The organism is Halocalculus aciditolerans (assembly GCF_014647475.1).
Lineage (GTDB): Archaea > Halobacteriota > Halobacteria > Halobacteriales > Halobacteriaceae > Halocalculus > Halocalculus aciditolerans.
Window position 1 is genome coordinate 801,797 of record NZ_BMPG01000002.1, and the last position, 22,722, is coordinate 824,518.

Below are 22,722 nucleotides of genomic sequence, written 5' to 3' on the forward strand. Positions count from 1 at the left end.
TGATGGGCATTTAGCGCTCGGCGTCCAGCTAGCGGTATGGACGCGGAACCCTGGGTGAGCCTCTTCTCCGGTGGGAAGGACTCGAACTGGGCGCTCTACCGGGCGCTCGAAGCCGACTACCCCGTCGAACGCCTCGTCACCGTCCACCCGGAAGGCGACTCCTACATGTACCACACGCCGGCGACGCACCTCGCGACGCTCGCGGCCGAAGCCATCGGGATTCCGCTCGTCGACGTCCACCCCGGCGACCTCGACGCGCTCGACGCCGAAGACTCCGGGAAACAGGGCGACCGCGAACTCGAACCGCTGGAGGCCGCGCTCGTCGACCTCCGCGATGACCTCGGCGGGCTCGGCGGCGTCACCGCCGGTGCCATCGAGTCCGAGTTCCAGACATACCGAATCGAGGAGATGGCCGACCGCCTCGGCTGTGAGGTCTTCGCGCCGCTCTGGCAGCGCGACCCGAGCGCGCTCGCGGCCGACATGCTGGACGCCGGCTTCGAGATTACCGTCCTCCAGGTCGCCGCGTACGGCCTCGACGAGTCCTGGCTCGGCCGCACGCTCGACGCCGACGCCATCGCGGAACTCGAAGCGCTCAACGACGAGTACGGCGTCCACGTCCTCGGCGAAGGCGGCGAGTTCGAGACGTTCGTCACCGACGGCCCCCACTTCGACCAGCGGATCGACTTCGACTACGACACCGTCTGGGAAGGAAACCGGGGCTACGTCGAAATCACCGACGCCGAACTCGTCTGAAGAGGCACGTCGAAGTGAGCGTGACCGCGAGCGCGGTGAGGAGCGGGCGGTCGTGCATGGGTTTTTGCGGTGTAGGCGCGTAGGAGTGAGTATGCCTGAAGAAGTGCTGTTCGAGTCGGAGAGTCGGCAGAGTCGCGCGGCCATCGCGTCCTACCTGCGGCAGGTGGCGGAGAACCTGGAAGACGGGAAGGCGCTCACGCTCGCGGCGGGCGAGCAGTCGGTGACGCTGGACCCGCCGGCGGAGGCGACGTTCGAGGTGAAAGCCGAGCGGGAAGGACCGGCGGACGGGCCGGGAGAGTTGAGCGTGGAGTTCGAGGTCGAGTGGGACGAAGAGCACGAAGCGGGCGGGGACGCCGACGGCCTCTCCATCGAGTAGCCGGAGCGGTCTTGCCGGGGACGCCCGATCCGCCGGGTGTCCCTGCTGAGTCTGGAGAGCGAAAACCGGTCGCCTTTTCGTGGTTACTGGGGGTGGCCGTTGGTGATGGTGGTGTGTGCGCCGATGAGCGCGCCGGAGAAGTCGACGTTCTCGATGCGGGTTTTCTCGTCGATGATGCTCTCGCGGACGTCGCAGTCGAGGACGGTGGCGTCGGGGAAGACGAGGGAGTTGTCGAGGCTGGAGTTCCGGACTTCCGCGCCGCCCATGACGTGGACGTTGTCGCCGAGGGTGGTGTTCTCGACGACGGCGTCGTCGTCGACGAGGCTGTCGCCGTCGAGCGTCCACGCGACGGCGTCGAGGTAGGATTCGGGAGTGCCGATGTCGAACCACGCGCCTTCGAAGGTGAAGGCGTGGACGGACTGGCGCTGCTGGAGCCACTGGACGAACCAGCCGGGTTCGTCGGGGTTCTCGCCGGCCTCCAGATATTCGGAGAGGAGGGGGAGGGTGTCGGCGGGGTAGGCGTAGCAGGCGATGGAGACGAGCGTGCTCTTCGGGTCGTCGGGCTTCTCCTGGAAGTCGACGACTTCGTCGCCGTCGAGGTCGACGAGGCCGTAGGATTTCGCGCGCTCCTTGCTGCCGACGTCGTAGGCGGCGAGGCTGGGGGCGTCCTTCTCCTGGAAGAAGTCGAGGAACTCCGCGATGTCGAAGCTGATGAGGTTGTCGCCGGCGATGACGAGCGTGTCGTCGTCGATGTCTTCGCGGTCGACGAGCTGGGCGAGCGCGCCGATGACGCCGAACTTCTCGTCCTCCTCGGTCGTGTCTTCGACGGTGAGCGTGGGTTTCTCGTAGTCGCTCGCGGAGAGGTAGTCGGCGAAGTCGTCGGCGAACCGCTCGTTCGTCGAGACGTAGACGTCGTCGATGCGGTCGTCGGCTTCGAGCTCGTCGAAGATGCGGTCGATGACCGTCGAGTCGCCGACGGGCAGGAACATCTTCGGGCGGTGCTTCGTGATCGGCCAGAGCCGCGTGGCGTAGCCGCCCGCGAGAACGATAGCCTGCATGATTAGCTGACCTTCCCGTGCGTCGAACTAAGGCCTTTGTGATACGCCCGTCGCCGCGAGGAGCCGACCGACCTAACTACTCGGGTTCGCTACGGGGCGTATGGAGGCGCGAACGACCCGACAGCGGATCGCGGACGCGCTCCGCGAGGAACCGGGGACGCCGAGCTCGCTCGCGGCGGCGTTCGAACTGACGCCGCACGCCGCGTTGACGCACGTCGAGCACATCGCGAAATCCCTCGACGCGCAGGAAGAAGAACTCCTCGTGCGCCCGCCGGCCTGCCGCGAGTGCGGGTTCGACGGCTTCGACGACCCGCTCAACCTCCCCTCGCGCTGCCCGGAGTGCAAGCACGAAGGCATCGAGGAGCCAGCGTTCGTTATCGAGCGACGCGGTTCGACGTGAGGCCGCTCGCAGAGCGGCCGAACGAGAACCGCGGAACCAACGAGCGGCGAACGAGCGTGAGCCGCGAGTCGCGCGACCGGTCTTTGCAGAGCGGCCGAACGAGAACCGCGGAACCAACGAGCGGCGACCAGAGGGAGCCGTGAGCCGCGCGGTGTGAGGGACAAAGCGCGGCGAACGAGCGTGAGCCGCGAGTCGCGCGACGTGGGGCAGCCGGTGTCCGGCGACCCGCGGGGGTTTTGTGGGTCGCCGCGATAGCGAGTGGTAATGGCGAGTACGCTGGTCGCGGCGGTGGCGGACGTGCCCGAAGACGGCTCCTACCTCTTCACGGTTCGAGACGAGGACGGGGAGGAGCAGGAGGCGATTCTGGTACGGGACGGCGACGAGGCGGGCGGGGTGCGGGCGTGGTTGAACTACTGTCAGCATTTCACGCACATCAAGCTCGACAAGGGGCGGGGCGCGCCGATTCGGGAGGGCGAGATTATCTGTGCGAACCACGGCGCGATGTTCGAGGTGGACAGCGGGGAGTGTACGTTCGGGCCGTGCGAGGGCGCGTACCTGAACGGGCTCGATATCCGCGTGGAGGATGGCGACGTCTACCTCGACGACGAGGGCTTCGAGTTCGCGTACGACGGCGGTATCGAGACCGACCCGACGGACCTGTCGTCGACGTCGAACGTCGAGTTCTGAGGCGTCGCGGGTTTCGCGGTTTAGTAGTGCGCTGTTTCGACGTGGTCGTCGTAGGCGTCGGCGAGCGTCTCGGCGAGGTCGCCGACCGGATAGCCGCGGCCGTCGAGTGCGCTGACTGGTCGGAGTTCCCAGGTGGTGTTGGTGAGGAAGAGTTCGTCGGCGTCGCGGAGGGCTTCGGGCCCATAGCGGCCGGTCTCGACGGGGATGCCGCGGTCGGCGGCGAGGTCGAGGACGGTGTCGCGGGTGATGCCGGGGAGGACGTCGCCGTCAGTCGTGGGGGTGTGGAGGACGCCGTCGCGGGCGAAGAAGACGTTGCTGGTGGCGCACTCGGCGACGTTCCCGTCGACGTCGAGCATGAGGGCGGCGTCGGCGTCGGGGGAGAGGTCGCGTTTGGCGAGGACGCCGTTGAGGTAGTTGTGGGTCTTCGCGTCCGCGGGGATGGCGCTGTCGGGGACGCGGCGGGTGGGGACGGTCTCGACGCGGGCGGGAGCGTCCCAGACGGAGTCGCTCTCGCGGCCGCCGCGCGGCAGGGGTTTCGTGACGACGACGACCGTCGGATGCTCGGCGGGACCGGGTGCGAGCTTTCCCGCTTGCGGGCCGCGCGTGACGGACACGCGGACGTAGGCGTCGGCGAGGTCGTTCGCGTCGAGCGTCTCCCGGACGCGGTCGCGGAGGTCGCCGGGGAGGGCGTCGGGCATTCCGAGCGCGTCGAGCGTCCCGCGCAGGCGGGACTCGTGGGCGTCCCAGCGGAACAGCTCGCCGCCGTACGCGCGGAGCGTCTCGAAGCCGGCGTCGCCGTACCGAAAGCCCCGGTCGCTCACGGGAATCGCGGCCTCGGCGTCGGGGACGAGGTCGCCGTTCAGGTGGACGAACATACGTCCGCTACGAACGTCCGGACCAACGTCTTTCCGATGGCGAGGCTGCCGGGGTCGTCGGCGCGGCCGGTGAGGACGCTCTCGGGGTGGAACTGCACGCCGAACTGGGGGCGCGAGCGGTGGCGGACGCCCATGAGCACGTCCGCTTCGTCGGGGACGGTCGCCGTCTCCTCCAGCTCGCGGGGGAGGGCGTCGCGCTCGACGACGAGGGAGTGGTAGCGTCCGACTTCGAACGAGTCGGGGAGGCGCGCGTAGAGGCCGTCGCCGTCGTGCGTGATGGTCGAGGCCTTCCCGTGGACGACGTCGGGGGCTCGCGTGACGGGCGCGCCGTAGGCCGCACAGAGCGCCTGGTGGCCGAGGCAGACGCCGAGCACGGGCACGTCGAGGTCGAAGACGTCCATCGAGACTCCCGCGTCCTCGGGGCGACCCGGTCCGGGGGAGAGCACGATGCCGTCCGGGTCGCGGTCGCGGATGTCGTCGAGCGTCACCGCGTCGTTCCGCGCGACCGAGACGTCCGGCGTGACCTCGCCGACGTACTGCACGAGGTTGTAGACGAACGAGTCGTAGTTGTCGATGACCAGGATGCCGGGGCGAGCCGGTCGGCCGGCGGGCGAGGTGTCCGTCATCGTTCGGTGACGCCGAGGTCGGCGTCGACGGCGGCGTCGAGGGCGTTCACGAGGCCGCGGGCTTTGTCGAGCGTCTCGTCGTATTCGGCGTCGGGGTCGGAGTCGTGGACGATGCCCGCGCCGACGCGGAGGTGGTATTCGTCGGCGTGCCGGACGAGCGTGCGGATGAGGATGTTGAGGGTGGCGCGGCCGTTGAAGCCGACGGCGAACGCGCTCCCCGTGTAGGGGCCGCGGCGGGTGGTTTCGACTTCGTCGATGATGCGCATGGTTTCGGGTTTGGGCGCGCCGGTGATGGTGCCGCCGGGGAAGGCGGCGGCGATGGCGTCGGCGAGCGTGGCGTCGTCACGGAGCGTGGCGTCGACTTCGGAGACGAGGTGCATGACTTCGGGGTGGCGGTCGACGCGGCGGTAGTCGGTGACGTCGACGGAGCCGAAGGCGGCGACCCTCCCGAGGTCGTTGCGTTCGAGGTCGACGAGCATCGCGTGTTCGGCGCGCTCCTTCTCGTTCCCGCGGAGGTCGGCGGCGAGCGCGTCGTCCGCTTCGGGGGTGTCGCCGCGCGGCCGGGTGCCGGCGATGGGTTCGGTGGCGAGGTCGGGGCCGTCGCGGTCGAGGAGGAGTTCGGGGCTGGCGGAGGCGATGTCGACGCCGGGGAACTCGACGAGGGCGCTGTAGGGCGCGGGGTTGACGTCGCGGAGCGCGGCGAAGAGGGCGACGGGGTGGACGGCGGCGGGCGCGCGGAGGCGGTGGGAGACGTTCGCCTGGAAGGTGTCGCCGGCGCGGATGCGTTCCTTCACGGTTTCGACGCGCTCGCGGAAGGCGTCGCGGCCGGCGTCGCTCTCGAAGACGGGGGCCGCGTCGGCGGCCGCGGGCGGTTCGACGGCGGGGTCGCCGGTGGCGATGCGGTCGGCGAGCGCGTCGAGTGCGTCGAGCGCGCGGTCGTAGGCGGCGTCGACGTCGCCGTCGACGCGCGGCGTCGCGACGAGGAAGAACTCGTCGCCGTGCCACGCGGCGAGCGTCTCGTAGGTCGCGACTTGGAGCGTGGGGAGGCCGCGGTCGTCGACGGCGTGGTTCGGGAGCGATTCGAGCTCGCGGGCGGCGTCGTAGGAGAGCCAGCCGAAGTGGCCGCCGGGAATCGGAACCGGTGAGTCGACGGGGGCGAGCGTGTCGGTTTCGAGCGCGTCGAGCGCGTTGAATACACCCGAGTCGTGCGCGTCGAACTCGGTAGGATTGACGCCGAAGTAGCCCCAGCCGTCGGTCGGGCCGCCGGTCTCGTAGAAGACGCTCGGGTCGTCGCCGCGGGCGCGGCGGTAGGCGTCGAAGGGGTCGGCGGTAGCGAGGGACGCGCGGACGGGGACGCGGTCGGCGTCGGGGTGCTCGCGGGCGACGCGCGCGAACGCCGCGCGCGCCGTCACCTCGTCGAGTCCGTCGTGCATACGTCCGGAGAACAGGCGAGGCGGCGTGAGCGTTCCGATACGAGCGGTTACTTCTCGAGGCGGTCGCGGGCGCGCTGCCGCCAGCGGCCGACGCGCTTCGGCGAGAGGTCGATTTCGTCCGCGAGGTCGTCGGCGTCGGCCTCGGCGAGGTCGTCGATAGTTTCGACGCCCGCGTCGCGGAGGCGGTCGGCGTACGCCGGCCCGATGCCTTTCAGGAGTTCGACGTCCGCGTCCGCGTCCGAGTCGGCGACGCCCTCGCTCTCGTCGGGTTCGACGTCCTCGACGTCCGTCGACATATCCTCCGAATCCGGCTGTGCGGCGCTCGCCTCGGCGGGCTCGGCGTGCTCTTCGGGGTCCGCTTCGCCCTCCTCGACGGACTCCTCCACGAGCGACTCCGTCGAGGCCGTCGCATCGGTCGCTTCCGCCACCGGCTCGTCCACGGCATCCGCCCCGTCCTCGATGTCCGTCGACATGTCCTCCGAATCCGGCTGCGCGGCGCTCGCCTCGGCCGGCTCCGCGCGCTCTTCGGCGTCCGCTTCGCCTTCCTCGACGGTCTCCTCCACGAGCGATTCGGTGGAGGCGGCGGCGTCGGTTTCCTCTGCCACCGGCTCGTCTACGGCTTCTGGTTCGTCGGCGTCGCTCTCGACGTCCGTCGACATGTCCTCGGCGTCGGGCTGCGCGGCGCTCGCCTCGGCCGGCTCCGCGCGCTCTTCGGCGTCCGCTTCGCCTTCCTCGACCGACTCCTCCACGAGCGACTCCGTGGACGTGGCTGCGTCGGTCTCTTCTGCGACTGGTTCCTCGACGGCTCCCTCCGTCGACGCGTCCGGTTCTTCGGCCGACCCCTCGCGTTCTAGCGTGATGTCGACGTTCCGCTCGTCGGCGGAGTCAGTCCCGCCGCCGAGGAGCGATTTGAGCTTCGACAGTAGTCCCATACGCCCGTCCTATTCCCGCCTGCGCCTTAAATGCGACCCCGGAGCGCGGCGTTCATCGCCTCGACGGGGGCGTCTCGCCCGGTCCAGCGTTCGAACGCGGCGACGCCCTGATAGAGGAGCATCCACGCGCCGTCGACGGTCGTCGCGCCGGCGTCCGCGGCGTCCCGGAGGAGTCGCGTTTCGAGCGGCGTGTAGACGGCGTCCATCACGGTGAGATTCGAATGGAGGGCTTCGACGGGGACGGGCGAGCGGTCCTCCTCCATGCCGACGCTCGTCGCGTTCACGAGCACGTCGGCGTCGCCGAGGAGGTCGGGGAGGGCCTCGAGGCCGTGACCGGTGCAGGCCGGGCCGACGTCGGCGGCGAGGTCCGTGGCTCGGGATTCGGTGCGGTTCGCGACGCGGACGGTCGCGCCGGCGTCCGCGAGCGCGAACGCGATGGCGCGGCCCGCGCCGCCAGCGCCGACGAGGACGGCGGTCGCGCCGTCGAGCGCGACGTCGTGGCGTTCGAGCGCGCGCCGCGCGCCCTCGGCGTCCGTGTTGAATCCGCGAGGGATGTCCCCCGTAAAGTCGACGGTGTTGACCGCGCCGATGCGCGCCGCGAGGTCGTCCGGGGTGACGAGCGCGAAGACGTCCTGCTTGAAGGGGATGGTGACGTTCACGCCGGCGACGCCGAGCGCGTCGAGGCCGTCGACGGCGCGCTCGATGGCGTCGGTTTCGGGTTCGAAAGTGACGTAGCGCGCGTCGAGGTCGAGTTCGTCGTAGGCCGCTTCGTGCATCGGCGGGGAGAGCGAGTGCCCGACGGGGTTGCCGACGAGTCCGTAGACGTCCATGCCGGAGAGTGCGGGCGCGGGGTCTTAGGTCTGGAGGTGTCCGCTGGCGGTCAAGCCCGGAGGTGTGCGCCGTGCAGGACGAAGTAGACGGTGAGCGCGAGGAAGGCGAGGTAGAAGACGCCGCCGACGAGGAAGGGCGCGGGTTCGAACTCGCCGTCGCCGACGAGGCGCGCGCGGGAGAAGACGACGAGGCCGGCGATGACGGCGAGGATGACGGAGAACGCGTTGAGGAAGCCGGTCGTCCCCCACGCCAGCGAGAGGTCCCACTGCGTGAAGAGGATGCCGAGCGTGACGGGAATCGTTCCCTGGAACGCCATCGCGCCCGTGATGTTGTTCAGGGCGAGGGTGTCCTTATCGCGGGCGAGCCAGAGGACGGAGTTGAAGGCTTCGGGGAGTTCGGTGGCGACGGGGGCGACGATGAGCGCGACGATAGCGGTCGGGACGCCGACGGCGGTCGACGCCCACTCGATTTCGGTGACGAAGAGGCGCGCGCCGGCGATGATGAGGGCGAGCGCGACGAGCGTCTGGACGGCGGTGAGGACGAGGTGGGGGTCGGCGGAGTGATCGCGGTCGGGCTCGACGCCGAGCGCGGCGAGCAGGCGTTCGAGGAAGAGGCCGATGTGGAGGTCGTCGATGTCCTCTACGTCGCCGAGCTCGCCGGCGCGGAGGGAGAGCGCGAGGTAGGCGAGGTAGAGGGCGACGAGGAGGCCGGCGATGGCGTCGCGGACCGGGACGGGGCCGAGCGCGAGGCCGTGCGGGACGAGCGCGGCGAGGAACGCGAGCGTGTAGCCGACGAGGAAGAAGGAGAGGTCGCGGTTCGTCGCGTGCCTGTCGAACCGGAGGGCCGTGCCGGCGACGCGGCGGTCGGCGAACCAGAGGACGCTCGCGCCGACGAAGAACATCGCGAGCGTCGCGAGCATGAAGGGCGCGCCGAGGATCGCGCCGACGCCGACGTGCTCGGCGGCCGTCCCGCCCTCGATGATTGCGATGACGGGGATGGTGGTCTCGGGGAGCGCGGTCCCCATCGCGGCGAGGATGCTCCCGGTGGCGGACTGGCTGATGCCGAGGCGGTGGCCGAACCACTCGACGCCGTTCGTGAAGACCTCCGCGCCGGCGAGGAGGCAGGCGAAGGCGAGGACGAGGAACGCGACGCGTCTCACGGAGCCGGTGAGGACGAGCGGGGTCGCGCTCGCGAACGCGGTCATACCTCGACTACCGCGAGAGCGTCAGTAAGCGGTTTCGTTTCGGGGACGGCCCGCGGCCGCTCAGTGGCCGCCGCTCGCGGTGACGCCGAGGACGACGACGAAGTAGACGAGGACGACGATGAACGCGGCGTAGAACAGCCCGCCGATGAGGAAGGGCTTAGGGTTCATCGGGTCGTCGTGGGCGGAGCGCGCGCGGAGGTAGAGGACGGTGCCGGCGATGACGGCGAGAATGACGGAGAACGCGTTGAGGAAGCCGGTCGTCCCCCACGCCAGCGAGAGGTCCCAGTCGGTGAAGACGATGCCGAGCGTGACCGGGAGCGTGCCCTGGAACGCCATCGCGCCCGTGATGTTCCCGAGCGCGAGGGTGTCTTTGTCCCGACTAATCCAGAGGACGGAGTTGAACTTCTCGGGGAGTTCGGTCGCGAGCGGCGCGATGAGGAGCGCGACGATGGCGATGGGGACGTTGAGGACCTCCCGGGAGAGCCACTGGACTTCGGTGACGAAGAGGTGCGCGCCGGAGATGATGATGGCGAGCGCGAAGAGCGTCTGCAGGGCGACGAGGAGGAAGCGCGGGTTCTCGCCGTGGTCTCTCGGGTCGTAGCCGACGCGAGAGAGGAGGCGTTCGACGATGAGGCCGAGGTGGAGGGCTTCGAGGTCCTCGCTCTCGGCGAGTTCGCCGCTCTGGAGGGAGCGGACGAGGTAGACGAGGTAGAGCACGACGAGGAGCGCCGCCATCGCGTACTGGACGAGGCGCTGCTCGACGAACGCGGCGGCGAACGCGATGACGTAGCCGACGAGGAAGAAGGAGAGGTCGCGGCGCGTCGCGGCCTCGTTGAAGTGCATCTCGTCGCCGAACGTCCGGCGGTTCCGGAAGTAGTAGACGCTCGCGCCGACGAGGAACATCGCGATGGTGGCGAGCATGAAGGGCGCGCCGAGGATCGCGCCGACGCCGACGTGCGAGGCGTCCGCGCCGCCCTGAACGATGGCGATGACGGGGATGAGGGTTTCGGGGAGCGCGGTGCCGACGGCCGCGAGGATGCTCCCGGTCGCCGATTCGCTGACGCCGAGGCGGTGGCCGAGCCACTCGACGCCGTTCGTGAAGACCTCCGCGCCGAGCAGGAGGAGGGCGAACGACCCGATGAGCAGAAGGGACCGGTCCACTGTCGGGGAGACGAGGGCCGGAGCGAGGCCGGTGTGCATACGGCCGTCTAACCGAAGCGGGTTTGTAAGGCGTTCCATTCGATTCGACGCGCCTAACCCGCGGACGCGCGTTCTCCCGGTATGACTCTCGGCATCGTCGTCAGCCGCGCCGACTCGGCGTCCGTGCACGTCGGCGACCACCTCCGCGACCTCGGCGAGTGGGAGCGCATCGACGAGGGCGACGCGTTCCGCGCGCCCGGCTTCGAACTCCGATACTTCGACGACTGGCACCTCGAACTCGACGGCGTCGCGGACGCGTTCGACGCGGCCGTCGACGCGGTCGTCTTCGCGTCCCGGCACTCCGGGGACACCGGGCCGATGCTGACCGCGCACTTCACGGGGAATTTCGGACGAGCGGAACACGGCGGCGCGGACCGCTCGCTCGCCCCCGCCTGCACCCGCGCGGCGTCCGCCGTCCTCGACGCCCTCACCGACCACGCCCCCGACGGCTACGACGTCGGCATGGAGTGTACGCACCACGGCCCCACCGACCCCGGCGCGCCGAGCATGTTCGTCGAAGTCGGGAGCAGCGAAGCGGAGTGGGACGACCCGGACGCCGCCCGCGCGGCCGCCAGCGCCATCCTCGCGCTCGGCGGCGTCCCCGCGCGGGACGACCGAGCGCTCGTCGCGTTCGGCGGCGGCCACTACGCCCCGCGAGCGACGCGAATCGCCCGCGAGACCGACTGGGCGGTCGGGCACGTCGCCGCCGACTGGTGTCTCGACGACCTCGGCGCACCGGACGAGAACCGGGACGTCGTCGACGCCGTCTTCGCGCAATCCGGAGCGACGCGCGCCGTCGTCGACGGCGAGAAGCCGGCGCTGGAAGCCGTCATCGACGACCTCGGCTATCGCGTCGTGAGCGAGACGTGGGTTCGGGAGGTCGACGGCGTCCCGCTCGACCGCGCAGCCGCGCTCGAAGCCGAACTCGCACCCGTCGACGACGGCCTGCGGTTCGGCGACGCGGCGAGCGCGAACGAGACTGCGCGCGAGGCGTTCACCGTTGTCGACCTCCCGAACGCGCTCTGGGCGGACGCCCACTCCGTTGACCCGGACGCCGCGCTCGCCGCCGCACGCGAACACTCCCTCGCCTACGAGACGACGGAGAACGGGAACCGCGTCGAGGGCCGCGCCGCCTTCCCAGACGCGGCCGCCTACGACGCCTACGTCGACGCGCTCTGCGACGTTCTCGCCGAGGCGTACGACCGCGTCGAGCGCCGCGACGACACCGTCCTCGTGGAGGCCGACGCCTTCGACCCCGCGCTCGCCGCCGAACGCGGCGTCCCCGAAGGCCCGAAGTTCGGCCGGCTCGCGAACGGCGACGCCGTCACCGTCGACGGCCGCGAAATCACCCCCGGCGACGTGACAGCCCGCCAGCGAGACACGTATAACGTCTGACGCGTTTCGTCGTTTCGCCGCGCGACGGCCGGGGAAAAGGTAATTAACGCCCCGACCAGTACCATACATCCAATAATGGATTCGATCGTTCAGGAGGCCATCGACGACGCTGAAGAAACCGACGAGTCCGCCGAGCAGGGCGGACAGCCCGCTTCCGGCGGGCGGTCCTCCGGCGGGTCGTCCGGCGCGGGCAACGCCTCCGGACGCATGACCGACGAGGAACTGATGGACGTCCTGGAAGAACTCCAGACGAACATCACCGTCGTCGGTTGTGGCGGCGCGGGCTCCAACACCGTCAACCGCATGTCGAAAGAGGGGATTCACGGCGCGAAACTCGTCGCCGCGAACACCGACGTCCAGCACCTCGTCGAGATCGACGCCGACACGAAGATTCTCATGGGCGAGCAGAAGACGAAGGGCCGCGGTGCCGGCAGCCTCCCGCAGGTCGGCGAGGAAGCCGCGCTCGAATCCCAGGACGAAATCGCGGAATCCATCGAGGGCAGCGACATGGTGTTCGTCACCGCCGGCCTCGGCGGCGGCACCGGCACCGGCAGCGCCCCCGTCGTCGCGAAAGCCGCCCGCGAAATCGGCGCGCTCACCATCTCCATCGTCACGACCCCCTTCACCGCCGAAGGCGAAGTCCGACGAACCAACGCCGAAGCCGGCCTCGAACGCCTCCGCGACGTTTCTGATACGGTCATCGTCGTCCCGAACGACCGCCTCCTGGACACGGTCGGGAAACTCCCCGTCCGACAGGCCTTCAAAGTCTCCGACGAAGTCCTCATGCGCTCCGTGAAAGGCATCACCGAGCTCATCACCAAACCCGGCCTCGTCAACCTCGACTTCGCCGACGTCCGCACCGTCATGGAGAAAGGCGGCGTCGCCATGATCGGCCTCGGCGAATCCGACAGCCAATCCAAAGCCCAGGACTCCGTCCAGTCCGCCCTCCGCAGCCCCCTCCTCGACATCGACATCGGCGAAGCCAAATCCGCCCTCGTCAACGTCACCGGCGGCCCCGACATGAGCATCGAGGAAGCCGAAGGCGTCGTCGAACAGATCTACGACCGCATCGACCCCGACGCCCGCATCATCTGGGGAACCAGCGTCGACGACGACCTCGACGGCACCATGCGCACCATGGTCGTCGTCACCGGCGTCGAATCGCCCCAGATCTACGGCCGCAACGACGAAGACGCCGTCCCCAACGACGCCGGCAAAGCCCAACAGCAGGGCGCACGCGAAATGGGCGGCCAGAGCCAGCAGCGTCAGAACCAGCAGAACACCCAGCAGAATCAGGGCCGCCGCGCCGGCGACCGCCAGACCCAGCAAGCCCAACAACGCGACCAGAACGACGACGACGGCCTCGACGACATCGACTACGTCGAATAGTACCTTTTACTCTGCGCTCGGCCGCCTTCGGCGGCCTCGCTCGGTAAAAGCTACGACAAAAGCCCCGTCACCCCACCCTTGGTGGGGTTCGGGGCCTCGCGCGAAGCGCGAGTGAACCGGCGACCTACCGGGCTCTTCGAGCCGCTCGGTCGCCGGACGCTACCGTAGTGGTCGGTTCGTTTTCCTAGCGCGATTTCAGTCTCTACGCCGCAGGTGTGCCTAAGGGCACAACACCAAAACACCCACTACCGCTCCGCGCAGCCCCGCAAAGACCGTGGAGACTTGTTGGGAACCAGTGATTATCGGGCTTCGTCTCCCTGTCACCAATCGAAAAAGCTTCTCGTTCGAGGGTGCTGAAAGTTTCTCGTCAGGTCCAGCTGTGTTTGTTGAAGTTTGAGTGCTGCGCGTGTGACAAACTGTATCCCGAATTTAATCTCATCCTTCTCAAAGTCATCGTCAGTTTTCCCCATCATTCTCACATCACGCACAATACTGTTGAACCTGGAGTATTGTGTATAATCAATTCCGAGAGAGAGTATCTGAAGCTCGGAGTAAATATCATCAAATAGTGTTTTAGAGGTGTCTATCCACTCTTGAACATCATCAGAATAACTTCTCTCTGACATAATGTTGCGCCGTTGTGGGTATGGCGTATATTCCAACTGGCCTCGTCCCCTCTCTTTATACTCATACATTAGATCGTCAAATGCGTCGTCTAATGCTATCGCAGCGTTTCTAGTTTCTCCATTAGTGAGGTACTCCTTCGCCTCTGAAACTTTCTTTCGTGTAGTGTCGAATTCGACTAAGCTGAATAGGTCAATATCTCCATAGTCGGTTCCAAAGACAGTTGGCGTATTCTCTTCAAAGAATCGTTCCACAGTTGCCCGATATACTTCAATATCTTCCTCTGTGGGGCGAATAAGTTGGTGTTTCAAACGATTCCTTGCATCATGCAAATTCCGCATGGATTCTTTCTGTGTTAGTGTAACATCTTCCATTTCAAGCTTCCACCAATAGTCCATGAAACTGTCCGGATTATCAGCGTCGACGTACTGTTTAGATATTATCAAGAACATCTCTACAGAATCATGAAATGATAGAAGAGAAGTGGATCGATTCGGAGATGGTTTCCGAGAGAGAGAGATTGCATTCTCGTGTAAGTTTTTAATGTAGGCAAGTCGCTCCATCTGAGACTTTCTGATGGTCATAAAGAGTAATCTCATGTTTGTGCCAAAGTAGTTAGGGGTGGATGTGGTTGTCTGTACTGGGGTATTCTCTACTGCATTCGCTCACACCTACCCACGGGGTAGGTCACACTGAAACTCGAATGCCGAGATATACACACGAAAAGACGACTCTGGTGTGTACCGCTCAGCGAATTTCCGTGCGTCTCGTCCAGAGTCGCGCGCTGGAGAAACGCTGACGAATGTCGTAAAGGGGGAGAAGGCACGCCTATAGCCCTCCGGAATTGCCAATTGTCGAGTCGTGTGTACGAGGATGGCGTCGACGTCAACGAATCAGCAACGGACACGTCCAACACGGTGAGCGTCCGGCGACCGAGCGGTCCGTCAGGACCCGGTAGGTCGCCGGTTCACCGAGCGCGGAGCGCTCGGGCTCGGCGCGGACCACCGCGCCCCTTCGGGGCGCGACGGGAGCACCGATGCTTTTAGTGCAGGTTTTGCCGAGCGCTGGCGCGCTTCGCGCGCCGAGCGCAGCGCAAAACGTGCAGCGCAAGATATAGAAACGGCGGGGGTGAAACAGGGGTATGGACGTTCCCTTAGAGCTTTCAGCGTATACGCGCGTGCTGAAGCTGGCGAGCACGCCGTCGTGGGAGGAGTTCTCCCAGATTGCGATGATCGCTGGTGCCGGCATCCTGCTCATCGGACTGCTCGGATTTATCATCTTCGTGGTTATGAACGCGATTCCGGGGGTCTAGTCGATGGGGATTTTCGCTGTGAAGACGACGGCGAGTCAGGAGCAGACGGTCGCGAGTATGATCGCGAACCGCGAGGAGGACGAGATTCACGCGGTGCTCGCGCCGGACGCGTTGACGAGCTACGTGATGGTTGAGGCGGACAACGACGCGGTGATTTCGCGGGTGCTGGAGGAGATTCCGCACGCGCGGAGTATGGTGCCGGGGAACTCCTCGATCAGTGAGGTCGAGCACTTCCTGAGCCCGAAGCCGGACGTGGAGGGTATCGCGGAGGGCGACATCGTGGAGCTCATCGCGGGACCGTTCAAGGGCGAGAAGGCGCAGGTGCAGCGTATCGACGAGGGGAAAGACCAGGTGACGGTCGAACTCTACGAGGCGACGGTGCCGATTCCGGTGACGGTGCGCGGCGACCAGATTCGCGTGCTGGACTCTGAAGAGCGCTAACGCGCTCTTCTGATCCCTCGTTCGCTTGCGCTCACGAGGACAGCGAGGAACGCTGAGCGCAGCGAAGCGTTCCTCGGAAACGCGAACGGGGAGTGCGTGGTTCGGAGCGACCGGAGGGAGCGAGAACCACGTCGACGAGCGGCGTCAGCCGCGAGCGTTAGCGAGCCGTGAGCGCCCGAAGAACGCGAGCGCGTTCTTCTGGTCCCTCGTTCACTGCGTTCACGAGGATAGCGAGGAGCGATAGCGCCTCACACGGTCGAGCGGCGCTTTCTGCCGTGAGACGACGCCGGAGAGCGGTAGGCTGAGAGTTCGGCCGGCGGTGTGGTTCGAGTTTTCTCTCCGGGAGTCGGGTGTGTGGTCGCCAGCGGGCGGACCGTGGAGTTAGTCGACGTAGCCGATGACGTTCTCGCCGAGTTCGGCGGTGGCGTAGTCGCGGCCGTGGTCGGTGAGGCGGTAGTAGTCGGTGTCGTCGAGGGTTTCGACGATGCCGCGGTCGTGGAGGTCGTCGAGGGCGGCTTCGACGGTGGGTTCGGTGAGTTCTGCTTCGGTGAGTGCGGCGATGTTGGCGGCGATGCCGGCGGGGGAATGTCCGAGGCTGGTCTGGGTGAGGATGCGGATGACGGTGTTCGTGTCGGCTTCGCTTGGCATACGCGTGAGGTGTAGCGGCGGGTGGAAAAACGGAACGGCCGGGAGCGGTTAGAAGGCGAAGCGGTCGAGGAGGTAGCGGAGGAAGGTGTGGGTGCGTGTCGTCTTGGTGTGGACGAGGACGGTGGTGGTGTCGAGTTCTTCGGCGAGTCTGTCGGGGAGCGCGCCGAAGACGACGTCGTAGAGGACGTGGTGTGCGCTGGTGGAGGCGATTACGAGGTCGGCGTCGCTGGCGGCGGTGACGAGGGCGTCGAGCCGGTCGGGCGTGCGGAGGATGGTGGTGTGTGCGGGGACGGTGAGGATGTCGCGGACGTCGGAGTGGTAGCTGAGGACGGCGTCGTGGAGTTCGTCGCTGGCGGCGTCGCCGATGGCGTGGAGGAGGGTGATAGTGGCGTCGTAGCGGGTGGCGAGGGCGTCGGCGAGCAGGAGTTCGAGCGGGTCGAACGGGCCTTCGTCGGCGATGACGGTGATGGTGTCGACGTCGTCGATGCCGCGGTCGTTCACGAACCCGACGTCGCAGGGGGCGTTCCGGATGTACCAGTCGACGTCTTCGCCGAGGAGTTCGCCGACGAAGACGTCGGCCTCCCACTCGCCGAGGATGGTGGAGAGGTCGTGGTGGTCGGCGTAGTTCGCGACGGCGTGTTCGATGTCGTGGGTGACGATTTCGCCGGCTTCAACGCGTGCGTCGAGGTCATCGCCGAGTTCTTCGATGCGCGCTTCGAACGAACGGTCGGCGGCGGTGTGGGTGTCCGTCGCGGTGGAGAGCGGGGATTGGTCGGGAATCTCGTCGAACTGGATGGCTCGGACGGTGCCGCCGCGGCGGTCCGTAATCGCGGCGGCGACCGTGAGAAGGGTGCGTTCGCGGTCCGGTTGGGTGTCGGGGGAGAGCGCGACGAGCACGCCGCCGTTCTCGCTGTCGGTTGCGAAGAGGTCGCGGGTGGTGTCGAGGGTGTACCGGCTGGTGGAGCGGCGGATGGCGTCGACGGCGGCCCCTTCGCGGTCGGTTCGGCCGCGGGCGTAGAACCGATACCAGAGGACGCCGACGGCGATGATGCCGGCGGCACCGGCGAGCGCGAGGGCTCCCATCTGGGTGAGGAGGACGAGGCCGGCGAGGATGCCGAAGAGCTGGAGCAAGGGGTAGGCGGGCGCGGTGAAGTCGGGGTCGTACCAGTCGAGGTCGCTCTCGCGGAAGGCGACGAGCGCGGCGTTTACGAGGGTGAAGATGAGGATCTGGAAGGCGGAGGCGAGTTTCGCGAGGTCGACGACGGGGACGGCGGCGATGAGGGCGACGAGCACGCCGCCGGTGAGGAGGATGGCGGCGACGGGCGTGCGGTAGCGGTCGTTCGTGACGCCGAATCGCTCGGGGAAGAGGCGGTCGCGCCCCATCGCGAGCGGGTAGCGAGACGAGGAGAGAACGCCGGCGTTCGCCATGCTGACGAGCGCGAGGACGGCGACGGCGGCGACGACTGCCGCGCCGGTCTCTCCGAGGAATGCGGCGGCGGCGTCCGCCATCGGCGTGTAGGAGTGCGTGATGCTTCCGGGTGCGGTGACGCCGACGATGACGAAGACGCAGAACGTGTAGACGAGCATCATCAGGACGACGGACCCGAGGATGCCGAGCGGGATGTTGCGGCCGGGGTCTTCGACTTCTTCGGCGACGCTCGCGATCTTCGTCACGCCGGCGTAGGAGACGAAGACGAAGCCGGTCGCGGCGAGCAGGCCGTCGGCACCGGCGGGGAAGAAGGGGTGGTAGTTCGTCGCGGTGACGGCGGTGAGGCCGTCGGCGATGAAGGCGACGAGGGCGAGGAGGACGACGGAGACGACGACGGCCTGGAGGCGGCCGGTCTGTTTCACGCCCGCGACGTTCACGGCGGTCAAGAGGACGGCGAGGGCGATGGCGACGGCTTTCACGAGTCCGGCTGGGAGCGGGGCGAAGAGGAGGAGGTACGCGCCGAGGCCGACGAGGGCGAACGCCGATTTGAAGACGAGACTGAACCACGCGCCGAGCCCGGCGATCGTGCCGGCGAGCGGCCCCCAGGACCGGTCGATGAAGAGGTAGGTTCCGCCGGATTCGGGCATCGCGGTCGCCATCTCGGATTTCGAGAGCGCGGCGGGGAGGACGACGACGCCGGCGAGGAGGTAGGCGAGAATGACGGCTGGACCCGCGATCTTCGAGGCGAGTCCGGGGAGGACGAAGATTCCCGAGCCGACCATCGCGCCGACGCTCACAGTGAGCGTCGCGTAGAGGCCCAGATCACGCTCGAGATCCTTTGGCATGCTTCGAGCGAAGACGGCCCCGGTGATAAACGTTGGTCCGCCGACTAGTTGCTGGCGCTGGCGACGGCTTCGTCGCCGTCGGTGTCGGCGTCCCTGCCGACGTAGATCTCGCGAGGGTCGACGGTGTCTTCGACGTCGCGTTTGATGGATTCGCGTTCGCGGATCGCGCTGGCGTCGGCGTCGTAGGCGCGGACGAACTCGGTGCGCGTGTGCTCTTCGAAGACGTGCTTGATGGCGAAGAAGCCCTCCGGAACGGTGGTGCCGCAGATCCGGCACTCGTGGCGTTCGTGTGCGTCGACCTGATGCGTGAGGAGTGACTCGACGGTGCGGAACGTCGCGCCACATCCCCCGATAGCGCACTCCCAACCCGACATACGGATACATACCGGAATCGGCTTGATAAGCCTTGCCGTAGAATCGGGGCGGTAGTACCGTATCGAGTAGGCCGCAGTCACGCGGTTTCCGAGGCTGTCTGACGTTCGTCAGACGCTCGTCGTCTCTGAAGGGGTTCGACGTCGAAACCGCCGGAGCAGCGCCGTTCGAGAGCTTCCTCACCGACGTCGACGACACGGTCTTCCGCCGTCCGGCTCGGATTCACTCAGCCTTCCCGCTCGCTACCGCTCGCGTGATTACGGTCGCAACGCTGCGCGTTGCTCCCTAGTCCGCCTCGTGTTCACTCGCCGGACTGCCGATAAATCAGATTCCGCTGAATCTCGTTCGCGCCCTCGTAGATCACCGGAATACGGACGTCCCGGTACACTCTCGCGATGCGGCGGTCGGTGAGGTTGCTGCGGCCGCCGTGGAACTGCATGCCCTGCTGGGCGTTCTCGACGGCGACTTCCGTGGACTTGGTCTTCGCCATCGCGGCCCAGAGGCCGGGGTTCTCGTAGTCGCGGACCTTCTTCGCGGCGCGGTAGTTGAGCGCGCGCGCCGCTTCGAACTCGAGGCGCATGTCGGCGAGGCCGTGCTGAACGGCCTGGAAGTCGCTCACGTGCCGGCCGAACTCCTCGCGTTCGTGGACGAACTCCCAGGCTTCTTCGAGCGCGGCGGCGGCGAGGCCGAGGCCGTGCCCGCCCACGACGACGCGGCCGTGGTTGAAGAAGTCGGCGAGCATCATGAACCCGCCACCCTCGGTTCCGATGAGGTTCTCCTCGGGGACGCGGCAGTCGTCGAAGACGATGTGTGCCTGCTTCGACGCGCGCATCCCCATCTTCTCCGGGATGTGCTCGGCGTCGTAGCCCGCGGCGTCCGTGGGCACGGCGAACATCGAGTAGTTGAGGTAGCGGTCGTCGGTGTCCGCGGTCTTCGCGTACACCGTCACCCAGTCCGCCTCGACGCCGTTCCCGATCCAGTACTTCTCGCCGTTGAGGACGTACTCGTCGCCGTCCTTGTCCGCCGTCGTCGTCATGCCGGCGAGGTCGCTGCCGATGTCGGGCTCGGAGACCGCGAGCCCCGTAATCTGGTCGTTCTCCGCGACCGGCCGCAGGAACTTCTCTTTCTGCGCTTCCGTGCCGTACTCCTGCATGATTTCCGCGCCGAAGCTCGCGAGCTGGAGGGTGAGCGCGATGCCGGCGTCGGCGCGGTAGAACTCCTCGGCGATGGCGAGCACTTCGACGATGTCGAGGCCGCGACCGCCGTACTCCTCCGAGATGTCCTGCGCGATGAGGCCGGCGTCCATCCCCGCTTCGAGGATGTCCCAGGGGTACTCGCCCGTGCGGAAGTACTCCTCGGCGTTCGGCGCGATGTGCTCCGCTGCGAACTCGCGCGCTTCCTGCTTGACGCCGCGGGCGTACTCGGGGACGACGTCCGCCGAGAGCAACTCCAGGTTCGAAGCCATGCGGTACACTCCACGCGCCGACACCATAAATCGGGGCAGAACACCCACTCCGTGCCTTCGAGTTTACGGGGTTCGGAGACCGCAAGCCGCAAAGTCCCGCGGGGAGAATTTCCCGGTATGGCTGGAACCGGGACACGGGTCGACATGCACGTGAAGGCGTTGGACGAGCGCGTCGTCGAGCGCGCGAAAGCACGCGGCATCGACGCCCTCGTCTACGCCCCGCACTTCGTGCGGCTGCCCGACATCCGCGAGCGCGCCGAGCGGTTCTCCGACGACGACCTCCTCGTCGTCCCGGCGCGCGAAATCTTCACGGGGACGTGGCGGAACCGCGCACACGTCCTCGCGCTCGGCCTCAGCGAGCCGGTCCCGGACTTCGTGACACTCGACGGCGCGATGCGGGAGTTCGACCGGCAGGACGCCGCCGTCCTCGCCCCCCACCCGGAGTTCCTCACCGTGAGCCTCGACGAGCGCGACATCGACCGCTACACCGACCGCCTCGACGCCATCGAGACGTACAATCCGAAACACTGGCCGTCGCACAACCGCCGCGCTCGCGAACTCGCGGACGCCTACGACGTCCCGGCGTTCGCGTCCTCCTACGCCCACCTCGCGGGAACCGTGGGCGAGGTGTGGACGACGTTCGCGGCCGACATCGAGACGGAGGCCGACCTCGTCGACGCCCTCCACGCGGGCGCGGACCGCGCCGTCGACCACCGCTCCGGCCTCCGCCACACCATCCAGTGCCGCCTGGAGTTCGCGCATCTCGGCTGGGAGAACTCCTACGAGAAACTCGACCGCCTCCTCCTCTCCGGCATGGAACCCACACACCCCCGCCACATCGCCTACGAGGGGAGATTCGACGACGTCCGCGTCTACTGAGAGTTAGAGAAGGGAGACGGCCTGCGTGGCGTTCGTGACGTCGATACCGCTCGGGATGAGGGTCGGCACCCAGTAGAGCGCGGCGGCGAGCGCCGCGAGTTCGAGGACCGTGATGACGACGGTGGCGATGGTCGCGTACCCGCTGCTCGTCTTCACGCCGAACGGGAACGCGAACTCGCGGTCCCAGAGCGGGTAGAAGAGCGCGAGCCCGCGCTTGCTCCCGACCATGTCGAGGAGGAAGTGGCTGAGCGCGCCGACCCACACCCACTCCAGGTTCCCGAAGTAGACGACGTACCCGTAGAGCGCGGCGATGACGAAGACGTTGTGCAGGGTCTTGCGGTGTCTCCCGAACTCCGTGTCGATGTCGGGGAGCATCGTCCCGAGGACGACCGGGACGAAGACTTCGACGATGGTCGTGAGGGCTTTCAGGTCGCCGGCGGGGTGGAGGACGATGCCGAGGCCGACTGCGAGGAGAACGCCGTTCAGGATGTGGTCTTTCTTGTTCATAGCGCCTCGTGAAGCGTCGAGAGTGCCTGCCGCGCGATCTGTTCTTTCACTTCGACTCTGTTGCCGTCGAACTCGTGCCGGGAGACGGTCGTCCACGTGTCGTCGTCGCCCCAGTCGCCGCGATGCGCGAGGCCGATGTAGACGGTGCCGACTGGCTTCTCGGCCGTGCCGCCGGTCGGCCCGGCGATACCCGTCGTCGAGACGCCCCACGTCGTGTCGGCCGTATCGCGGACGGCCTGCGCCATCTGTCGCGCGACCGGCTCCGAGACCGCGCCGTGCTCGTCGAGGGCTTCGCGGGTGACGCCGGTGTCGAGTTTCGCGTCGTACGTGTAGGTGACGAGCGTGCGGTCGAAGTAGTCGGAGGACCCGGGGACGTCGGTGAGGAGCGACCCGACGAGGCCGCCCGTGCAGGACTCCGTGGTCGCGAGCGTCTCGCCGCGCTCGCGGAGGCGGTCGCCGACGCGCTCCTCTATCGGTGGGTCGGACGCGTACTCTCGCATGTCCCCGCGTAAACCCGGAGGCGATTTGAAGGTGTGGGCGGTCGTCCGCCGCGAGTCAGACACCCGTCAACGCGCGGACAACGGGATTTAGACCGTGTCGCGGTCGGTGTACGTGTAGCGGTTCGTGATTTTGCCGTCGTCGTCGAACTCGTGGAAGTCCGCGAACCCGAACTCGACGCGGTCGCCGCCCTGAACGCCCGAGAAGGTGCCGCGGACGGCGGCGGTGTCGCCGTCGACGACCACGGCGTGAACGGTGTGTTCGCCGTCCTCCAGCGGGCGGCCGTCCTCGTAGAACGCGCGGAACGCGTCCTGTCCCTGAATGGCGTCCCGGCCGGGTCGCTCGTAGGTCACGTCGTCGGCGAAGAGCGCGTAGAGGTCCTCGTAGGCCTCGGCGTCCACGTACTCGTAGTACCGTCGCACCGCGTCCTCGTAGTCCGTCATCGTGAGAGCGTGGCACGCCTCGGACCCTAAAGACTGCGGACGGCCGGGTCGGTTCCGCGCGCGAGTTCGGGCGAGTGTTTATCACTGAGAGCGCGGGGAG

Annotated in this window: 25 protein-coding genes; 9 read left to right on the forward strand and 16 right to left on the reverse strand. The window is 67.4% G+C overall.

The window, feature by feature from the left end; all coding sequences use genetic code 11:
- Positions 1-36 precede the first annotated feature (36 nt).
- Together IEY26_RS10705 and IEY26_RS10710 are read left to right on the forward strand one after the other, a co-directional pair.
- Entirely contained in the window at positions 37-753 is a 717-nt protein-coding gene (locus tag IEY26_RS10705; protein ID WP_188978737.1) for a diphthine--ammonia ligase, read from the forward strand.
- Between the two features lie 91 nt (positions 754-844).
- The gene (locus IEY26_RS10710; protein ID WP_188978739.1) at positions 845-1,129 is read left to right on the forward strand and encodes an amphi-Trp domain-containing protein; all 285 of its coding nucleotides are present in this window, start codon (positions 845-847) and stop codon (positions 1,127-1,129) included.
- An 83-nt stretch (positions 1,130-1,212) separates the two neighbouring features.
- On the opposite strand, the gene IEY26_RS10715 is transcribed toward IEY26_RS10710, so the two are convergent.
- Positions 1,213-2,187: a sugar phosphate nucleotidyltransferase gene (locus IEY26_RS10715; protein ID WP_188978742.1), complete on the reverse strand. Its 975-nt coding sequence runs from the start codon at positions 2,185-2,187 to the stop codon at positions 1,213-1,215.
- A 100-nt stretch (positions 2,188-2,287) separates the two neighbouring features.
- Between IEY26_RS10715 and IEY26_RS10720 the strand changes: the two genes are divergently transcribed.
- Both IEY26_RS10720 and IEY26_RS10725 read left to right on the forward strand, forming a co-directional pair.
- On the forward strand, positions 2,288-2,587 hold the full coding sequence (locus IEY26_RS10720) for a transcriptional regulator (RefSeq protein ID WP_188978744.1): 300 nt from the start codon (positions 2,288-2,290) through the stop codon (positions 2,585-2,587).
- Positions 2,588-2,851: 264 nt separating this feature from the next.
- Complete coding sequence (locus IEY26_RS10725) at positions 2,852-3,274, forward strand: Rieske (2Fe-2S) protein (protein WP_188978747.1); 423 nt, start codon at positions 2,852-2,854, stop codon at positions 3,272-3,274.
- Between the two features lie 20 nt (positions 3,275-3,294).
- On the opposite strand, the gene IEY26_RS10730 is transcribed toward IEY26_RS10725, so the two are convergent.
- From IEY26_RS10730 to IEY26_RS10760, 7 genes are read right to left on the reverse strand one after another with little or no spacing between them, the layout of a single operon-like run.
- The gene (locus IEY26_RS10730; RefSeq protein ID WP_188978749.1) at positions 3,295-4,149 is read right to left on the reverse strand and encodes an aminotransferase class IV; all 855 of its coding nucleotides are present in this window, start codon (positions 4,147-4,149) and stop codon (positions 3,295-3,297) included.
- Positions 4,134-4,775, reverse strand: a complete 642-nt coding sequence (locus IEY26_RS10735; RefSeq protein WP_188978750.1) for an anthranilate synthase component II — start codon at positions 4,773-4,775, stop codon at positions 4,134-4,136. The genes IEY26_RS10730 and IEY26_RS10735 overlap by 16 nt, the downstream gene beginning before the upstream one ends.
- Entirely contained in the window at positions 4,772-6,208 is a 1,437-nt protein-coding gene (pabB, locus tag IEY26_RS10740) for an aminodeoxychorismate synthase, component I (RefSeq protein WP_188978751.1), read from the reverse strand. Before pabB ends, IEY26_RS10735 begins: the two co-directional genes overlap by 4 nt.
- Positions 6,209-6,255: 47 nt before the next feature.
- Positions 6,256-7,140, reverse strand: a complete 885-nt coding sequence (locus IEY26_RS10745; protein ID WP_188978752.1) for a helix-hairpin-helix domain-containing protein — start codon at positions 7,138-7,140, stop codon at positions 6,256-6,258.
- A 26-nt stretch (positions 7,141-7,166) separates the two neighbouring features.
- The gene (locus IEY26_RS10750) at positions 7,167-7,970 is read right to left on the reverse strand and encodes a shikimate dehydrogenase (RefSeq protein ID WP_188978753.1); all 804 of its coding nucleotides are present in this window, start codon (positions 7,968-7,970) and stop codon (positions 7,167-7,169) included.
- 50 nt (positions 7,971-8,020) lie between these two features.
- Positions 8,021-9,175, reverse strand: a complete 1,155-nt coding sequence (locus tag IEY26_RS10755) for a sodium:calcium antiporter (protein ID WP_188978754.1) — start codon at positions 9,173-9,175, stop codon at positions 8,021-8,023.
- Positions 9,176-9,235: 60 nt separating this feature from the next.
- Complete coding sequence (locus IEY26_RS10760) at positions 9,236-10,375, reverse strand: sodium:calcium antiporter (RefSeq protein WP_188978756.1); 1,140 nt, start codon at positions 10,373-10,375, stop codon at positions 9,236-9,238.
- An 81-nt stretch (positions 10,376-10,456) separates the two neighbouring features.
- Between IEY26_RS10760 and IEY26_RS10765 the strand changes: the two genes are divergently transcribed.
- Both IEY26_RS10765 and ftsZ read left to right on the forward strand, forming a co-directional pair.
- Positions 10,457-11,770 (forward strand): D-aminoacyl-tRNA deacylase, encoded by a 1,314-nt coding sequence (locus tag IEY26_RS10765; protein ID WP_188978758.1) that lies wholly within the window; start codon positions 10,457-10,459, stop codon positions 11,768-11,770.
- Between the two features lie 75 nt (positions 11,771-11,845).
- On the forward strand, positions 11,846-13,159 hold the full coding sequence (gene ftsZ / locus IEY26_RS10770) for a cell division protein FtsZ (protein ID WP_394354826.1): 1,314 nt from the start codon (positions 11,846-11,848) through the stop codon (positions 13,157-13,159).
- A 320-nt stretch (positions 13,160-13,479) separates the two neighbouring features.
- On the opposite strand, the gene IEY26_RS10775 is transcribed toward ftsZ, so the two are convergent.
- Entirely contained in the window at positions 13,480-14,346 is an 867-nt protein-coding gene (locus tag IEY26_RS10775; RefSeq protein WP_229774027.1) for a hypothetical protein, read from the reverse strand.
- A gap of 578 nt (positions 14,347-14,924) precedes the next feature.
- On the opposite strand from IEY26_RS10775, the gene IEY26_RS10780 reads away from it, so the two are divergent.
- Together IEY26_RS10780 and IEY26_RS10785 are read left to right on the forward strand one after the other, a co-directional pair.
- The gene (locus IEY26_RS10780) at positions 14,925-15,095 is read left to right on the forward strand and encodes a protein translocase SEC61 complex subunit gamma (RefSeq protein WP_188978762.1); all 171 of its coding nucleotides are present in this window, start codon (positions 14,925-14,927) and stop codon (positions 15,093-15,095) included.
- A 3-nt stretch (positions 15,096-15,098) separates the two neighbouring features.
- On the forward strand, positions 15,099-15,536 hold the full coding sequence (locus IEY26_RS10785) for a transcription elongation factor Spt5 (protein ID WP_188978764.1): 438 nt from the start codon (positions 15,099-15,101) through the stop codon (positions 15,534-15,536).
- Positions 15,537-15,917: 381 nt separating this feature from the next.
- Here the strand turns inward: IEY26_RS10785 and IEY26_RS10790 are convergent, their stop codons facing one another.
- The 4 genes from IEY26_RS10790 to IEY26_RS10805 form a co-directional block, all read right to left on the reverse strand.
- A complete protein-coding gene (locus tag IEY26_RS10790; RefSeq protein WP_188978766.1) occupies positions 15,918-16,184 on the reverse strand; it encodes a hypothetical protein in 267 nt (88 codons plus the stop codon).
- 48 nt (positions 16,185-16,232) lie between these two features.
- A complete protein-coding gene (locus IEY26_RS10795; protein ID WP_188978768.1) occupies positions 16,233-18,458 on the reverse strand; it encodes an APC family permease in 2,226 nt (741 codons plus the stop codon).
- 44 nt (positions 18,459-18,502) lie between these two features.
- On the reverse strand, positions 18,503-18,832 hold the full coding sequence (locus tag IEY26_RS10800; RefSeq protein WP_188978770.1) for a DUF7565 family protein: 330 nt from the start codon (positions 18,830-18,832) through the stop codon (positions 18,503-18,505).
- A gap of 299 nt (positions 18,833-19,131) precedes the next feature.
- On the reverse strand, positions 19,132-20,283 hold the full coding sequence (locus IEY26_RS10805) for an acyl-CoA dehydrogenase family protein (protein WP_188978944.1): 1,152 nt from the start codon (positions 20,281-20,283) through the stop codon (positions 19,132-19,134).
- A gap of 156 nt (positions 20,284-20,439) precedes the next feature.
- Between IEY26_RS10805 and IEY26_RS10810 the strand changes: the two genes are divergently transcribed.
- Positions 20,440-21,174, forward strand: a complete 735-nt coding sequence (locus IEY26_RS10810; RefSeq protein WP_188978946.1) for a PHP domain-containing protein — start codon at positions 20,440-20,442, stop codon at positions 21,172-21,174.
- A gap of 3 nt (positions 21,175-21,177) precedes the next feature.
- Here the strand turns inward: IEY26_RS10810 and IEY26_RS10815 are convergent, their stop codons facing one another.
- The 3 genes from IEY26_RS10815 to IEY26_RS10825 form a co-directional block, all read right to left on the reverse strand.
- The gene (locus IEY26_RS10815) at positions 21,178-21,681 is read right to left on the reverse strand and encodes a metal-dependent hydrolase (RefSeq protein WP_188978772.1); all 504 of its coding nucleotides are present in this window, start codon (positions 21,679-21,681) and stop codon (positions 21,178-21,180) included.
- Positions 21,678-22,181 carry a CinA family protein gene (locus IEY26_RS10820; RefSeq protein ID WP_188978774.1) on the reverse strand — a complete coding sequence of 168 codons (504 nt, stop codon included), beginning with the start codon at positions 22,179-22,181 and terminating at the stop codon, positions 21,678-21,680. Before IEY26_RS10820 ends, IEY26_RS10815 begins: the two co-directional genes overlap by 4 nt.
- Positions 22,182-22,268: 87 nt before the next feature.
- A complete protein-coding gene (locus IEY26_RS10825) occupies positions 22,269-22,622 on the reverse strand; it encodes a nuclear transport factor 2 family protein (RefSeq protein ID WP_188978776.1) in 354 nt (117 codons plus the stop codon).
- Between the last annotated feature and the right edge of the window lie 100 nt (positions 22,623-22,722).